Here is a 15,057-nt window from a genome sequence, read left to right on the forward strand (position 1 = left end):
GCAATATAGAGCCTCTTTCACGCGAGGCCAACATGATTTCCGCCCACCTGCTGTTGATGTTCATCGTCGCCCTGATTATCGTCTGCGCGCTGCCCGGCGCCGACATGGCGCTCGTGATGCAGACCAGCATGAGCCGCGGCACGCGCAGCGGCTTCGCGGCGGCCTGCGGCCTGGGACTTGCGCGCGCGACCCACGTGACGCTTTCGGCCTGCGGTCTCGCGGCCTTGCTGCGCAACGCGCCGTGGCTTTATGAGGTCGTGCGCTACGTGGGGGCGGCGTATCTCACGTGGATCGCCGTGCAGATCTTCCGCGCGCCGGCGTTCGCGATGCCCGAGCAGGAGGGCGTGGCCGTCGCGCGGCCGCGCCGCGCCGATTTCGCCAAGGGGCTGCTCACGAACCTGCTGAACCCGAAGGCGCTGCTGTTCTGCTCGGTGCTGCTGCCGCAGTTCATCCGGCCCGAGGCGGGCTCGGTCTGGCTGCAGGTGTCCGTGCTGGGCGTGATGCTGGTTGCCGTATGCGCGCTCTTCGACGTGATCTACGTGCTGGGTGCGGCGCGCATCGCTGTGTGGCTGCGCGGCAATCCGCTCGCGCAGACGGTCCAGAAGTGGGCGTTTTCGTCCGCGCTGATCGGCTTCGCGCTGCGGCTCTCGCTCGATTGAGGTCGCAGCCGGCAAAGACGGTTGCGAGAAGGCGTGCGGCGCGCAAGGCGCCGCACGCTTTTTTTATTGCTCGTGTTTAGCGGCTCGCGTTAGCGCCCGCCAAGATAGTCGAGCTTGCCCAGTTCCACGCCGTTGTGACGCAGGATGTCGTAGGCCGTGGTGACATGGAAGAAGAAGTTGGGCAGCACGAAGCCCAGCAGATAGCTCTGGCCCGTGAACTCGATCGGGCCGCTGCGCATCTTGAGCGTAATGCTGCGCGCTTCCGTGCCGTCGATCTGCTCCGGCTTGAACGTGTTCAGATACTCGATGGTCTTCTGGATGCGGGCGTGCAATTCGTCGAAAGTGACTTCGACGTCCTCGAATTTCGGGGCCTCCACACCGGCAAGGCGCGCGGCGCAGCCCTTGGCGGTGTCGGTGGCGATGTGGATCTGACGCAGGAGCGGCAGCATGTCGGGGAAGAGCCGCGCGCCCGTCAGCACAGAGGGGTCGATCTGCTTTTCCGCCGCGTGCGCCTGCGCCTTGCCGATGATGTTTTGCAGATTGGTGAGGCCGCGCACGAGCACGGGCACCGATGCTTGGTACATGGAAATGGACATGGGGTTTCCTCGTTTCTTCGAATGCGCGCGATGCGCTCCGCGTTGGAGCTGACCGGGCGGCCCATTATGCGCTATCGCGTCGCCTGCTGCCATCGGCCAAACGGCCAGCGTGAACGCGACGCCCAGGCATCTCGCCGGGCGCATAAATTACCTGGGATTACAGAGCAAAAATCCCTTGTTAAACCTTGAGCTTGCGAGTGCTTGCGGCGAGGGAGTGTGCGGGCCGGCGCGCGATGTGCGAAACGGTGCGCCTCCAGGCCGATGCGCGCAATTGCCCCGACAAAATTTGATTGTGGTTTAATAGCCCGGCATCAACCATCCATTGCGCATCGTGCTGCACGATGCGATCAACCATGAACGCAGAAAAGGCAGCAATACGCCGCATCGCGCGCCGCATGGCAGAAGGCATTGTTTGTCGCACTGGCGCGCCGTACTGGCGCGCGCGAGTGTTGCGCGTTTCGCTGCTGGCGCTCGCTGCGGGCAGCGCGGTACAGGCCGCATTCGCGCAGGATCCACGGCTCCTCGATACGCGCGTCACGCAGGAGTCGGTGACGGATACGATCTGCCGTCCGGGCTACGCAGACACCGTGGCGCCGCCGTTCGACCAGACCATGGCGCTGAAGGACCGCATGCTTGCGGCGCGCGGCATCGACGCCGACGAAGGCGTGGGCTACGCGCTCGACCGGCACGTGCCGATCGTACTCGGCGGGTCGCCGGACGCGACGGCCAACTTCGACCTGCTTCCATGGGGCGGCCACGCCGGCGAGCGCCGCAAGTCGCTGCTCACGGTGCGCCTGAAGCGCTGCGTCTGCGCGGGGCGCATGACGCTAGCGCAGGCACAGGCCGCGATCACCGGCAACTGGGTGCATCAGTACGATCGCCTCACCCGCATGGACTGCGGCGGTTCAGCCGACGAGACGACCTCGGCAAGCCGCGACGACGGGTCCTGAAGCGCCGTTTCGCGCGCACCATTCCTTCCTCGGGTACGCTGATTGCGGACCGGCTCAGGCATGCCTGGCAATCAGGTGTCGATCAGTTGGCAATCTGTCGCCAGACAATATGCCGCAGCACACCGCTCAGCAAATGAGACTATGCTGACATTCATCAACAACAGGGAGTCACAACAATGCTTACGTCCAGCCTTTTACTGCTTGGCGTCGCTGCCGTGCTCGGCCAGGTGGCGTGGACCCGTGCTCGCGCGCGTGCGAGCCTGCAGCCCGTGCGCGTACGCGCGACGCAACCCCGCCGGTTCCGCTGAGCGCTGCACGTCGAGTCTGAATACTCCGCGAGGTAGGCCGTCATGCACCTGACTGTCTGGAATGTTCCCGAAACCTGCAGCGAGCAGGATGTGCGCAGCTTCTTCGAGCGCGAACTCGGCAAGTACGCCAAGGGCATCACCGTTTATGACGCGGGTACGCCCAACGCCCACGCGGACCTCGAACTCGATTCCGAAGTGCCCTACGTGGCCGAGGCCGTGGCGCGCGAACTTCAATCCCGCCGCCTCGCAGGCGTTGCGTTGAGGGTGAGCGCGCCGCCGTTCGAAGACGAGGAGCGGCCGCAACGCCGCTGAGCCGTTCGCGCCGCGCTTCAGCGGCCGTCGCCGGTGGTGTCGTACGGTGTATAGGGCAGCGCCCGCTTGTGGCGCGTCGACTCGTAAAAGCGAAAGATCGTCTCGTACGCGCGTTCGCTCACCGGTTTGCCTTCCAGAAAGTCGTCGATCTCGTCATAGCCGATTCCGTAGGCGTCTTCGTCAGGATGCAGCGGGCGCAACGTTTCCAGATCTGCCGTCGGCGTTTTCTCCACCAGCGTGGCCGGAGCGCCAAGCGCCCGCGCAAGCGCGCGCACGCGCCGCTTGTTCAGGCCCGCGAGCGGCAGCACGTCGGCGCCGCCGTCGCCGAACTTCGTGAAAAAGCCCATTAGCGATTCCGCCGCGTGATCCGTGCCGATCACCAGTCCCGCTCGCGCACCGGCCACCGCGTACTGCGCGATCATCCGCTCGCGCGCCTTGATGTTGCCGTGAACCTTGTCCTGCTCGCTCTCGTCGGCGAAGGCGAGGCCGCTCGCCGTGAGCGAGGCGAGCATCGCGTCGGCGGCGGGGCGCATATCGACAGTCAGTATCTCGTCAGCGGCGATGAAGGCGAGCGCGGCGGTGGCGTCCGCTTCGTCGTGCTGGGTGCCGTAGGGCAGACGCATCGCGATGAAACGTGCCGCCGTCTGACCTTGCGCGCGCAGGCCTTCTACGCACAGTTGTGCGAGCCGCCCTGCCGTTGCGGAGTCGATGCCGCCGCTGATGCCCAGCACGAGTGTCTGCAGCCCGCTCGCCTGGAGGCGCTGGCCGAGAAAGCGCACGCGGCGCTCGATTTCGGCTTGTGCGTCAAAGTGCCCGGCGACGTTCAGCTCGGCGATGATGCGTTGCTGGCGGGCGAAGCGGTCGGCTTCGAGGTTGACGTCCGGTTGGGTGGGCATGGGCGGTTCCTTTATTGGCTGCGCACGCGACATACGCGCGCAGTCTGCGTTGTCTGGTCTAATGTCGGGTGGTCGTGGCGCTGTCAGCGACGCCGCACGGCACGGCGCCCGACGTATCCGACTTCAGACAAGACGCACAATCGGCCGGACTCACGATGAACGACAATTTTTCGCGGCGCATGGGCGCTCGCGTACGCGGTAGCGTCCGGGGCGACGCACCGAAACTTCCCCATCATAGAACGCGGTGGTTGGGCGCGCCGGCGCGCCGCGCAATCGCTGCCGCAGTCTGCACCTGGCTCTGCGCTTCGTGGGCGGCAAGCGCCGCTTACGCCTCCGACGCGGCGACGGCTTCCAGCGCGCACGTTGCCTCGGGCGCCGTGCGCAGCGCGCCGGCACATGCGGCGTCGAAGCCGTCCGTTCCGGGAGTAGCTGCAGCATCGGCTGCTTCGGGCGCATCGGCGGCTCCGCCGGTTGCCAAAGCGGCTTCGGCGGCTTCCGCTGCTTCAACGCCTGCCGCTGCATCGGCGGCTTCAGGCGCTTCAGGCGCGTCTGCCGCTTCGTCGGCTCAGCCGGCTTCCGCGGCCTCCGCGCCTCCCGCGCTCGTGCTGCCCATTCACCGGATGCTCACGCCGCAGGAGGCCGCAGAGGAAACCCGCGGCGCGCTCGAAATGCGCAAGCGCTTCGCGCGCGACGTCAACCGGCGCCTGCATGTGCCGCTGGCCGACCAGCGTGCCTACGGCCAGCGCCTCCAGGCTGCACTCGAAGAGAAGAACCTCGGCGCGCTGGCCGGCGAGTTCGTCATCCTCGTCGATCGCAGCGCGAATGTGCAGGCGCTCTTTATCTACTTCCGCGCGATGCCCGACGAGCCGTGGCTCATGATCGGCGCGTCGCCGGTCGCGACGGGACGCCCCGGCGAGTTCGACCACTTCCTCACGCCGCTCGGCGTGTTCGAGCACACGCCGCTAAACATGGACTTCCGCGCGGAAGGCACCATGAACCAGAACAACATCCGCGGCTACGGCCGGCGCGACATGCGCATCTACGACTTCGGCTGGGTGGACGGCGAACGCGGCTGGGGCAAGGGCGGCTATTCGCAGATGCGTTTCCAGATGCATGCCACCGATCCTGACCGCCTCGAGCCGCTGCTTGGCATCCGCCATTCGAAGGGCTGCGTGCGGATTCCGGCGACGCTCAACGCGTTCATCGACCACTACGGCATCATCGACGCCGAATACCAGGCGCTGGTCGACGCGGGCAAGTCGCTGTGGGTGCTCCACTCGGACCGCGAGATCACGCCGTGGGCAGGGCGCTTCATCGTCGTGGTCGATTCGGAGCGCAAGACGCGCCCGGCGTGGTCGCCCGCCCCCGGCGGCAAGGCGCGCGCGAAGGTGCCGGCCGGCGCCGACACCGCCGACTGAGCGCTCGATCCGGCGAGGGCACGCCAGCGCTAGCGCATGCGCTGGCGTTACGCGCGCCGCGCGAGCAGTACGCCTGCGAGCGCGACGCCGAAGCCCGCCATCTGCATGGGTGTGAGCGTTTCGCCGAACAGCAGCCAGCTTTCGAGCGCCGCGAGCGGCGGCGCGAGAAAGAGCAGCGCTGTGGCCCGGGCGGCGTCGCCGTGGCGCACCATCCACACGAGCAGCGTCACGCCCGCGCCCGAGAGCATCGCGATGCCCCACGCCAGCGAGAACCACAGGGTCGGCGTGGCGATCCAGCGCGTCTCGCCAAGCACGAGCGCGAGCACGGCGGCGACGATGGCCGCGCCCAGGTTCTGCACGGCGCTCGCGCTGCGAATGTCGGCTTGCGCGAGCGAAGTCTTCTGGTAGAGCGTGCCCGCCGTGATCGATCCGACCGACACCACCGCGACCACCACCACGAGCAGCGGATTCGCGTGTGCGTGCATGTGCGGGGTAGCGGCAGCGGCGTCCGCGATCGCACCGCCGCCGGCATGCATGACGGCGTACAACTTCGGGCTCAGCACGAGCACGACGCCGGCGAGGCCGAGCGACATGCCGGTCCAGCGCCGCGGCGGCAGGCGTTCGCCGAACGTGCGTGCCGCGATGGCGGCCGTCAGGAGCGGCTGGAGCGCGCCGAGGAGCGCCATCACGCCCGCGCTCAAGCCTTGCGCGACCGCCCAGTAGCCCGCGCCCAGATAGACGCCCTGCAGGAGCGCGCCGGCGAATAGATGCTTGCCGATTTCGCGTCCGCGAGGCCATGGCGCGCGCATCGCCAGCGCGACGATCGTGAACAGCGCCGCCGTGCCCGCGAAGCGCGCCAGCAGGAACAGGTTGGGATCGGCGTAGGGGGCAATGGCGCGCGCGACGACGAAACCCGTCGACCACAGGAAGACGAAAAGGGTGGGCGCGAAAGTGGCGAGCATCGGAGTCGAAGAGGGTGCGCGCTGACGCTGCACGCGTAGAAACACGAAAGGCTCGGAGTATCGCGCGACGTGCAGGTTGCGGTCTTGTTCAGGACTGCACTGGCCCGGACGTGCGCCGCTCGATGACTTGAACGCAACTAACTGCCTGCCCCATGCCACGCCGGCCAATGCAAACATCGCCCGGCCGGAAACGCTAGTAGCGGCTAGCTCGCAAACAACACCGCCGTCACGCCGATCAAGCCGCCGCAGATCGCACAGGCGAGCAGCAGCGCGCGCGTGCGCCGATGCTCGCGGCGCCAGGCATCGAGCAATGCGGCCTGCTGCGCGGCCTGTCCGGCAGCGGGACCGTGGCCGCCCTTCGCGTGGTGGTCAAGGAAGCGGAACACCATCTGCGGCACGCGCGGTGCGATTTGTGCGAGGTGCGGCAACTCCTGCGAGAGTCGCCGGATCCAGCCCTGGTGGCCGAGATCTTGCCGGGCGATGTCGGCGAGCGTGTGCCGCGCGATACCCCACGCATCGACGCCCGGATGAATCGAGCGGGCCAACTGCTCGGCCTGGCCAAATGCACGCTGCGCCGCCACGAGGTGCGGTGAGACTTCACCGCCGAACGGCTGCACCGAATGCAGCAGATGATGAAACAGCGCCCCCGCGCTGCGCTCGTCGGTGTCGCTCGCGAAATGCGCTTCGCTGCGTGTGCGCAATTCGGCCTCGATCTGTTCGGTGCGCGCATGCGTGGGCACGTGACCGGCCACGTGATGCAGCGTGGCGAGCCGGCCGTAGTCCTGTTCGAACAGCGCGGTCGCGCCGTGCACGAAGAATTCCCGTTCAGGCGAAGAAAGGCTCGTCATCAGCGCCGCGCCCGCGAGCACGAGGCGGCCGCGCGTCTCGGGCTCGACGCTCACCGCGACCCGGCTGGCGTCGAGGGCTGCATGGAAGAAACCGTGTTCGAACGCCTGGCGCGTGACCACTTCGATCAGTCGCGCCGCCACCTGCGTGACGTTGATGTGGTGCTCGGCAAGCCCGGCGAGATCGGTTGCGCGCACGGTGTCGATATGCTGCACCGCGATCGTCTGAGGGGTGCAGAGGTCCCAGATCACGTCGGGCACGACGATACGCGGGTCGTCGCCAAGCTGATGGCCGCTCTGGCTCAGGTTCGCGGCCTGGGCGCGCAGGTCGAAGCGGCGGTGCAGGTCGTCTCGCAGCGCCTGTGCGAGCGCGTGCAGCTGCAGCTTGCGCGCGGCGCGCGAAAAGCGCTCTATCCAGCGGGCCACGCCACACAGGAGCGCGGCGTCGTCGTCGACTTCCTGGACCTGCTGTGCGCGCAGCACGCGCAGCGTGATCGTCTGGTGGCCGTTCACCGGCAGTGCGAGCCGCGCGATATGCGTCTGCTCGCACCAGCCGTTGTGGGCCGGCTTGGGGTCGATCCACGTGAACACCGTTTCTGGCGGCTTGCCGAGCGCCGCACGCAGTGTGGTGCTGAGCGCCTCGTCCGCAAGGGGCGCTTCGAAATGCTCGATGGCATCGATCGCGTCGTGCAAGGTCGCGCCCGCGAGTTCGGGGCGTGTGGCGAGCGTTTGCGCGAAGGCCGCGGCAAGCGGCGCGAGACGCGGCAGCGAACCGTGAAGGCGCGAGGCAAGACGCGGGTCGCCGTGCAGGTTCGAGGCGAGCGTGAGGAACCAGTGCAGCTTGTGATGCTCGGGTGCTGCGAGCCAGATCAGCCTGAAGCCATAACGCAGTGCACAAAACAGCAGACGCAATTGACGAAGTCGTGAACGCATGAATTCCAATGGTCGGCAAAGCGGGCGTCGCGTGAGCGCGCGGTCTTCACGAGATTAGCAGGGATGCGCACGCGATGGCAGGGCAGGCTCGTTGCGCGCATGCGTAATACAATACGGCGGCTTTTCCGGATTCACGCCGGATTCACTTCATTACCCGCGGTTTTTCCACGCACGACCGGCCCACCGAGATGCTCGCAGAACAACGTCACCAATACATCCTCTCGCAAGTGAACCGGACAGGCGCGCTTTCCGTGGCGGATCTCGTGCGCGAACTGCGCGTCTCGCGCGAGACGATCCGGCGCGACCTCAATACGCTTGCGGAGCGCGGGCTGCTCGTCACGACCCACGGCGGCGCGCTCTCGAGCGACCGCCGCGAGCCCGATCTCGACGTGCGCGAAGCCGCCAACGCCAGCGCCAAGCGCGCGATCGGCGAGCGCGCTGCGGAATTCGTGCCCGACGGCGCCTCGGTCATCATCGATTCGGGCAGCACCACGCATGCGCTCGCGCGCGCGCTCACCGACCGCCATCGGCTCACGGTCTATACCAACGACTGGCGCATCGCGCTGTTGCTCGGCCGCCGCAACGAAAACCGCGTCACGCTGCTGGGCGGCGAGCTGTCCGACCACGAGGAAGCGACCTTCGGCCTCGACACCGTGCAACAGCTCTCCCAGTACCACGCCGATTTCGCGTTCGTCGGCGCCGGTGGCATCACCGCCGACGGCTGGCTCACCGACTACTCGCGCATGGTCGCCGAGGTGCGCAGCCGCATGCTCGCGGCCACGGCCTGCGCAATCGTCGTCGCCGACCATTCGAAGTTCGGGCGCGTCACGCCTGTGCGCATCAACGGTTTCGAGCAGGCGCGCTACGTCATCACCGAGCTTGCGCCCGAAAAGAGCGTTGCGCGCGCCATCACGGCACGCGGGCCCGAACTCGTCATCGCCTGAGTCCGTTTGCGGCGCGCGCTGCGTTTGCCCGTCTACACGTCTGTATGCCTGCCGCCAACGCCTGAGTGGCACAATCAGCACGCATATGTGGCTTGTCGAATATTGGCGAATTGTGGAATTTTTTGACAAACGCCACAATCGTCACGCGCGTGTCATCAAAACCTGTGATTCTTGCGGGGCCCGTCCAGACGGGCCGGTAAGCGAGGTGAGCGGCAATTCCGCGGCTTCGCCGGGCCGGCCGGTTCAGGTGGAAAGTGGCGGATTGTAGACAATCTGCAATCCGCGACGTCAGACCACCGGGAGGCGGGTAACGACAGGCGGCGCAGTCCGCCGAAGTTCGGATTGTTCAGCTCAGTTCGATCCATTCAATCACAAACGCATCGGGTATCCCGAGCAACTGGTTTTTGCCTTCGGAGAGTGACATGAACCACACGAATTCCCATCGCGCGGGTTTTGCACGCAAGCTGCTGCCGATCGCGGCCGCCGCGGCGCTGCTGGGCGCAGCAGCGAGCGCGCACGCGGCCGACGCCGTCGTGCTGTACACGGCCGACGGCCTCGAAAATCTCTACAAGGACGTGCTGCCGGCCTTCGAGAAGAAGGAAGGCGTCAAGGTCAACATCGTGACGGCGGGCAGCGGCGAAGTGGTGAACCGCGCGAACGTCGAGAAGGACTCGCCGAAGGCCGACGTGATCGTCACGCTGCCGCCGTTCATCCAGCAGGCGCAGCAAAGCGGCCTGCTCCAGCCGTACCAGAGCGTGAACTACAAGAACGTGCCGGCCATCGCAAAGGCGACCGACGGTTCGTGGGCGACGTTCGTGAACAACTACTTCTCGTTCGCGATCAACCCCGATGTCGTGAAGAACGAGCCGAAGACGTTTGCTGACCTGCTGCACCCGGACTACTCGGGCAAGGTCGCGTACTCGAACCCGGCCACGGCCGGTGACGGCATGGCCGTGATCATCCTCACGACCTCGCTGATGGGCGAAGACAAGGCGTTCGACTACCTCAAGAAGCTCGAGCAGAGCGCGAAGTTCCACACGAAGGGCACGGGCTACCTCGACGTGCTGCTCTCGCGTAACGAAATCGCGGTGGCCAACGGCGACCTGCAGATGGACCTCGACGACGCAGCCAACGGCGGCCTCTCGCTCAAGCCGATCTTCCTCGCTGCCGACGCTGGCGGTCATCCCACCACGTTCCAGCTGCCGTACGCAATCGGCCTGATCAAGAACGGCCCGAACCAGGCTGAAGGCAAGAAGCTGATCGACTACCTGATGTCGACGGACGTGCAGTCGAAGGTGCCGGACATCTTCGGTATTCCGGGCCGCACGGACGTGGCGCTCACGGGCAAGAACGGCGAAGCCGTCAAGCAGGCCATCCAGGGCGTGAAGCTGATTCCGGTGGACTGGAACCAGGTGATGGCGAAGAAGGCCGACTGGACGACGCGCTGGAAGAACGAAGTGATCGGCTCGTCGGGCAAGCAGCTCGAAGTCGTGAAGCCGAAGTAAGCAGCAGCGATTTGTAATTTTGTATGGGATGGGACCTGGTGCTTCGGCGCCAGGTCCCATCGACAGCTTTGCATAGGACCAGAGTCAGGCGTTTAAAGCGCCCACTCTGGTCGATAGGAGATGAACCCGGTGAATACCGCAAGCCTCGCGCCGGCCGGCATGGCCCGCGCGCTGCCGGATGTGTCCGGACTGACTGACGCCACGGACGCCTCCGGCGTTGCGGGCGTGCAGATCGACCACCTGAGCGTGCGCTTCGGCGCGCGTACTGTCCTTGACGATCTGTCGCTCACGATCCGACGCGGCGAACTGTTGACCGTGCTGGGCCGCAGCGGCTGCGGCAAGACCACCTTGCTGCGCTTCATCGCCGGATTCATTGAAGCCGATGGACTCGCAGGCACGCTCACCGTGGCGGGCCACGATCTGACCCATGTGCCGCCGCATCAGCGCAACCTGGGTCTGCTGTTCCAGAGCTATGCGCTCTTTCCGCATCTCTCGGTGTTCGAGAATGTCGCGTTCGGGTTGAAGGCGCGCCGCGTGCCGTCGCGCGACATCGCGCGGCGCGTGGCCGATGCGCTCAAGCTCGTGCAACTCGGCGACGCGGGGCACATCATGCCCGCGCAGCTCTCGGGTGGCATGCAGCAGCGCGTGGCGCTCGCGCGTGCGCTCGTGATCGAGCCGGATGTGCTCCTGCTCGACGAGCCGCTCTCGGCACTCGACGCCAATCTGCGCGCTTCGGTGCGCTCCGAATTGAAGGCGCTGCACGAGCGTTTGCCCGATCTGACGATCGTCTGTGTGACGCACGATCAGGACGACGCGCTCGTGCTCTCCGACCGCACGCTGCTGATGCGCGATGGCCACATCGCGCAGCTCGGCACGCCGCAGGAACTCTACGACGCGCCCAACGACGCCTACGTGGCCCGTTATCTGGGCGCGGCGAACCTGCTGCCGCCGAACGTCGCGTTCCCGGTGGGCGACGCGCGCCACGACGTGCGCGACAAGCTCGCGTGTCTGCGCCCCGAAAGCCTGCGCATCGTGCCGCTCGGCGAAGGCTCGCTGCACGGCACGATCGAATCGGTCGAGTGGTATGGCTCGGTCCTCTCGGTGCCGGTGCTGCTCGACGCGATGCCGAACGAACCGGTGCTCGTCACCATGCAGCGCGGCCACGGCATGACGCCGGCGAAAGGCATGCGTGTGTCCCTGCGTTACGAGGCTGACGATGTCGTCCTTATCAACCCCTGATTCCGCCCTCGCTCTGCCCGGCGCCGAAGCTCACGCGGCCGCCGTGCGTCGTCGCGAGCGGCGCGCGCAATGGCATATCGCGTTTCTGCTCGTGTTCGTGCTCGGGCCGCTCGTGGTCTATCCGCTCGTGCGGCTCGTGCTGCTGAGCCTCTCGGGCGCGCATGGCTTGAGCTTCCACGCGTACGAGACGTTCTTCGGCAATCCCGATTCGCGCGGCGTGATCGCCACGACGCTGTGGATCCTGTTCCTGAGCGCGGGTCTGGCTTCCGTGCTCGGCGTCGCGCTCGCCGCGCTGCTGTTCTTCAAACCGTTTCCGGGCGCGCAGCTCGTCACGCGTTTTCTGGAACTGTTCGTGGCGTTCCCGTCGTTCCTCGTCGCGTTCACGCTGATCTTTCTGTACGGCTCGCAGGGCTCAGTGAGCATCGGGCTGCAACGCCTCTTTCATTTGCAGGCGCCGCCGCTCGACTTCCTGTTCGGCATCGGCGGGGTAGTGCTCGCGGAAGTGGTGTTCTATGCGCCGTTCGTCGTGCGCCCGACGCTCGCCGCGTTCGCGCTGCTCGACATGCGTCTGATCGAAGCCGCACGCAGCCTCGGTGCGAATAGCCGCATGGTCGCCCTGCGCGTGATCCTGCCGCTCGCATGGCCGGGTATCGCGGCCGGCACGATCCTGTGCTTTCTGCTGACGTTCAACGAGTTCGGCATTCTGCTCGTGCTCGGCAGCGCGCACCTCATCACGCTGCCGGTGGCCATCTACAGTTCGGCCACGGTCGACCTCGACCTGCCGACGGCGGCCGCAGGCGCCGTGGTCATGCTCGCGATGTCGCTTTCCCTGTATGCGCTGTATCGGCGCGTGAATCGCCGCAGTCATGGAGGCGCGCGCAATGTCAACTAATCCTGTCGCCGGTTCCGACCGAATCGCGCTGCCGCCCAAGCATCTTCGTGCGCGGCCTGTTGAGCGCAACCTCTTCTCGCGCATTGCCAGCGCGACATTGCTTGGCCTCGCGGCGCTGCTGTGCTTCTGGCTTTTCGTGTTGCCGGTGATCGTCGTCGCGTTGTCGAGCGTCGCGTCGCACTGGTCGGGCACGATCTTGCCCGACGGGTTCAGCACGCGCTGGTTCGAACGCCTCGGCACGACCGACTTCGATGCGCTTGCAACGAGTCTCGAAGTCGGCTTCGGCGTGGCAGTGCTCGGCACGGCGCTCGGTCTGTGGCTCGCACTCGCGCTCGAAGGGCGCGACCGCCGTGGTCTGGGCGCAATCGTCGACACGCTCGCGATGGTGCCCAACGGCGTGCCGAGCGTGGTGCTCGGCCTCGCGGTGTTGATCGCGTATCACAAGGCGCCTGTCGATCTGTCGAGCTCGGCTGCAATCGTTGTGTTCGTGCAGCTCGCGCTAGTACTGCCGTTTTGCTATCGATGCGCGTCCGCAGCGCTGCGTCCCGAGCTGACCGTGCTGCGCGAAGCGGCAGCGAGTCTCGGCGCGCCGCCTTCGATGGTGCTGCGCCGCGTGGTGCTGCCGCAGCTCGTGCCGGCCATCCGCGCGAGTCTCGCGCTGGGCTTCGCGCTGTCGCTCGGCGAACTGGGCGCGACGCTGACGGTGTATCCGCCGGGCTTTGCGACGGTGCCGATCGTCGTGGTGGGCGCAGTCGAGCGCGGCTACTACCTGCCGGCTTCGGCGCTCTCGCTGGTCCTGTTGCTCGTCTCGCTGGCGGCGCTGCTGCTGATCGCAGCACGTGTGCCGCGCCGGCGGGCGGACTGAGCGGATGGATGCCATGCGGTTCGATGCGCCGCAGGCGCGCAACAGGCGGGAAACGCAGGACGTGCAAGATCCGATGAGCAATGGGCACGAGGGTGGCGGCAACGCGGGTGATCCGGGTCACGACCCTCAGGCGTTGTCCGACACGACGCCGCTCGCCATGGTGCGTCAGCATTCGCTCACCGCGCTCGTTCGCGACGAGATCGAACGACGCATCGCGGAGGGCCTGCTCGCACCCGGCGACAAGCTCAACGAAGCCGACTGGGCGGCTCGCCTCGCCGTATCGCGCGGACCTGTGCGCGAAGCGTTTCGCGCGCTGGAGCAGGCGGGCCTCGTGCGCAACGAGAAACATCGGGGTGTGTTCGTGCGCAGCGTCGGCGCGGCTGAGGCCCAGGAACTGGATGTAGTGTGCGCGGCGTTGCGCGAAGCGGCGTGCCGGATGCTGGCGCCGCGCATCGACGCGGCGCAGGTCGCCGAGTTGCGCGAGCACCTCAATGCGATGCGGGATGCGGTGGTCGCCGAGAAGGGCGAGGCCTTCCTGCAAGCGCGCGACGCGTTTCGCGCATCGCTCTTCGTAGCGGCTGGCAACGCCAGGTTGCGCGAGACCTACGAGGGGACCGTGAGCGAGTTGCGGCTCTCGTCGCGGCATGCGGTGCTGACGCACAGCGCAATGGACGCATCGTACGCGGGGCATCGGGCGTTGTTGAGCGCGCTCGCGTCACGCGACGCCGACGCATCGGCCAATCGCATGCGCGAGTCCTGCGGCGACTGAGCGGAGAAGGAACGATGGGCGACGCGCTGGTGTGGGCCGTCGCCGTATTCACGTATTAGAGGAGCTGAAGAAGATGGCACTGAGCCTCGCGGATATTCGTGGGCTGTTCGAGACGTACGGCGCCCTGGCCTATAGCGGCGAGCCGGTCACGCAGCTGGAACATGCGCTGCAAAGCGGCGCGCTGGCAGAGGAAGACGGCGCGACCGAGGAGCTGACCGCCGCGGCGTTCCTGCATGATCTGGGTCACCTGCTCAATCGCCAGGGCGAAACGCCGACCGAACGCGGCATTGACGATCTCCACCAGTACTACGCGTTGCCGTTCCTGAGGCCCGTGTTGCCCGATAGCGTGCTGGAACCGATCCGCTTGCACGTGGATGCGAAGCGCTACCTCTGCGCCGTCGATGAGGCGTATTTCGGCTGCCTCTCCGCGGACTCGGTGCGCAGCCTCGAATTGCAAGGCGGCATCTTCAATGCCGATGAGGCGCGCGATTTCGCTGCGCGTCCCCACGCCGAAGACGCGGTGCGCCTGCGCCGCTGGGACGATCTCGCAAAGGTGGCGGGCAAACCGACGCCGGATCTCGACCACTATCTGCAACTCGTCGAACGCGTCATGCAACGCCACATTTGAGGCGATTGCCCATACGCGTTTTTCCGATTTTCAGGCGAGTCAAAAAACCGCTTGCAAGATGTCACCTGCGTGACTAGAATTCCGGTCTTTCGCGCTTTCGATGAAGGCGCGGGGAGACGGGAAGCCCAGGCGAAAGCCTTGTGGCGACTGGGTCTGCGGGTGATTGGAAGTTAGGCGGCAGGTTGAACGAAGTAAAAAAACCTGTTGACAGATCGCCAGACAGTCTTCATAATCTCGTTTCTCTGCTGCTGACGCAGCAACGCAGAAAGAAGCCGGTAGTTGAGCAGTTTTAACGGCGCTTTCGCGAACGATCTTTAAAAATTTACAGCCGATAAG

General features: G+C 66.3%; 17 protein-coding genes. 12 read left to right on the top strand and 5 right to left on the bottom strand.

The window, feature by feature from the left end:
- The first annotated feature begins 32 nt into the window (after positions 1–32).
- Positions 33–659 carry a LysE family translocator gene (locus E1N52_RS24280; protein WP_133185272.1) on the top strand — a complete coding sequence of 209 codons (627 nt, stop codon included), beginning with the start codon at positions 33–35 and terminating at the stop codon, positions 657–659.
- 89 nt (positions 660–748) lie between these two features.
- Here E1N52_RS24280 and E1N52_RS24285 read toward each other — a convergent pair whose 3' ends face one another.
- The gene (locus E1N52_RS24285; protein ID WP_133185273.1) at positions 749–1,255 is read right to left on the bottom strand and encodes a DUF1993 domain-containing protein; all 507 of its coding nucleotides are present in this window, start codon (positions 1,253–1,255) and stop codon (positions 749–751) included.
- 353 nt (positions 1,256–1,608) lie between these two features.
- Between E1N52_RS24285 and E1N52_RS24290 the strand changes: the two genes are divergently transcribed.
- From E1N52_RS24290 to E1N52_RS24295, 3 genes are all read left to right on the top strand, one after another.
- On the top strand, positions 1,609–2,205 hold the full coding sequence (locus E1N52_RS24290) for a hypothetical protein (RefSeq protein WP_246089197.1): 597 nt from the start codon (positions 1,609–1,611) through the stop codon (positions 2,203–2,205).
- Positions 2,206–2,381: 176 nt separating this feature from the next.
- Positions 2,382–2,513, top strand: a complete 132-nt coding sequence (locus E1N52_RS45310; RefSeq protein WP_281282714.1) for a hypothetical protein — start codon at positions 2,382–2,384, stop codon at positions 2,511–2,513.
- 42 nt (positions 2,514–2,555) lie between these two features.
- Complete coding sequence (locus E1N52_RS24295) at positions 2,556–2,825, top strand: RNA-binding protein (RefSeq protein ID WP_133185274.1); 270 nt, start codon at positions 2,556–2,558, stop codon at positions 2,823–2,825.
- A 17-nt stretch (positions 2,826–2,842) separates the two neighbouring features.
- Here E1N52_RS24295 and nadE read toward each other — a convergent pair whose 3' ends face one another.
- On the bottom strand, positions 2,843–3,721 hold the full coding sequence (gene nadE / locus E1N52_RS24300; protein WP_133185275.1) for an ammonia-dependent NAD(+) synthetase: 879 nt from the start codon (positions 3,719–3,721) through the stop codon (positions 2,843–2,845).
- Between the two features lie 179 nt (positions 3,722–3,900).
- On the opposite strand from nadE, the gene E1N52_RS24305 reads away from it, so the two are divergent.
- Positions 3,901–5,139 carry a L,D-transpeptidase gene (locus E1N52_RS24305; RefSeq protein ID WP_133185290.1) on the top strand — a complete coding sequence of 413 codons (1,239 nt, stop codon included), beginning with the start codon at positions 3,901–3,903 and terminating at the stop codon, positions 5,137–5,139.
- A gap of 47 nt (positions 5,140–5,186) precedes the next feature.
- Here E1N52_RS24305 and E1N52_RS24310 read toward each other — a convergent pair whose 3' ends face one another.
- Positions 5,187–6,101 (bottom strand): DMT family transporter, encoded by a 915-nt coding sequence (locus tag E1N52_RS24310; protein ID WP_133185291.1) that lies wholly within the window; start codon positions 6,099–6,101, stop codon positions 5,187–5,189.
- A gap of 203 nt (positions 6,102–6,304) precedes the next feature.
- Entirely contained in the window at positions 6,305–7,879 is a 1,575-nt protein-coding gene (locus E1N52_RS24315) for an ABC1 kinase family protein (protein ID WP_133185276.1), read from the bottom strand.
- 188 nt (positions 7,880–8,067) lie between these two features.
- Between E1N52_RS24315 and E1N52_RS24320 the strand changes: the two genes are divergently transcribed.
- From E1N52_RS24320 to E1N52_RS24350, 7 genes are all read left to right on the top strand, one after another.
- Entirely contained in the window at positions 8,068–8,823 is a 756-nt protein-coding gene (locus tag E1N52_RS24320) for a DeoR/GlpR family DNA-binding transcription regulator (RefSeq protein ID WP_133185277.1), read from the top strand.
- Between the two features lie 422 nt (positions 8,824–9,245).
- The gene (gene phnS / locus E1N52_RS24325) at positions 9,246–10,328 is read left to right on the top strand and encodes a 2-aminoethylphosphonate ABC transporter substrate-binding protein (protein WP_133185278.1); all 1,083 of its coding nucleotides are present in this window, start codon (positions 9,246–9,248) and stop codon (positions 10,326–10,328) included.
- Positions 10,329–10,457: 129 nt separating this feature from the next.
- Complete coding sequence (phnT, locus tag E1N52_RS24330) at positions 10,458–11,567, top strand: 2-aminoethylphosphonate ABC transport system ATP-binding subunit PhnT (RefSeq protein ID WP_133185279.1); 1,110 nt, start codon at positions 10,458–10,460, stop codon at positions 11,565–11,567.
- Complete coding sequence (locus E1N52_RS24335) at positions 11,545–12,459, top strand: 2-aminoethylphosphonate ABC transporter permease subunit (RefSeq protein ID WP_133185280.1); 915 nt, start codon at positions 11,545–11,547, stop codon at positions 12,457–12,459. Before phnT ends, E1N52_RS24335 begins: the two co-directional genes overlap by 23 nt.
- Positions 12,449–13,324 carry a 2-aminoethylphosphonate ABC transport system, membrane component PhnV gene (gene phnV / locus E1N52_RS24340; protein ID WP_133185281.1) on the top strand — a complete coding sequence of 292 codons (876 nt, stop codon included), beginning with the start codon at positions 12,449–12,451 and terminating at the stop codon, positions 13,322–13,324. The genes E1N52_RS24335 and phnV overlap by 11 nt, the downstream gene beginning before the upstream one ends.
- Before the next feature lie 157 nt (positions 13,325–13,481).
- Positions 13,482–14,093, top strand: a complete 612-nt coding sequence (locus E1N52_RS24345) for a GntR family transcriptional regulator (RefSeq protein WP_246089201.1) — start codon at positions 13,482–13,484, stop codon at positions 14,091–14,093.
- A 73-nt stretch (positions 14,094–14,166) separates the two neighbouring features.
- Positions 14,167–14,721: a phosphonate degradation HD-domain oxygenase gene (locus E1N52_RS24350; protein WP_133185282.1), complete on the top strand. Its 555-nt coding sequence runs from the start codon at positions 14,167–14,169 to the stop codon at positions 14,719–14,721.
- Positions 14,722–14,760: 39 nt separating this feature from the next.
- On the opposite strand, the gene E1N52_RS44595 is transcribed toward E1N52_RS24350, so the two are convergent.
- The coding region (locus E1N52_RS44595) for a hypothetical protein (RefSeq protein ID WP_205965593.1) at positions 14,761–15,057 on the bottom strand (297 nt) is incomplete at its 5' end.

The sequence above is a fragment of the Paraburkholderia guartelaensis genome (assembly GCF_004353905.1).
Classification (GTDB): Bacteria; Pseudomonadota; Gammaproteobacteria; order Burkholderiales; family Burkholderiaceae; genus Paraburkholderia; species Paraburkholderia guartelaensis.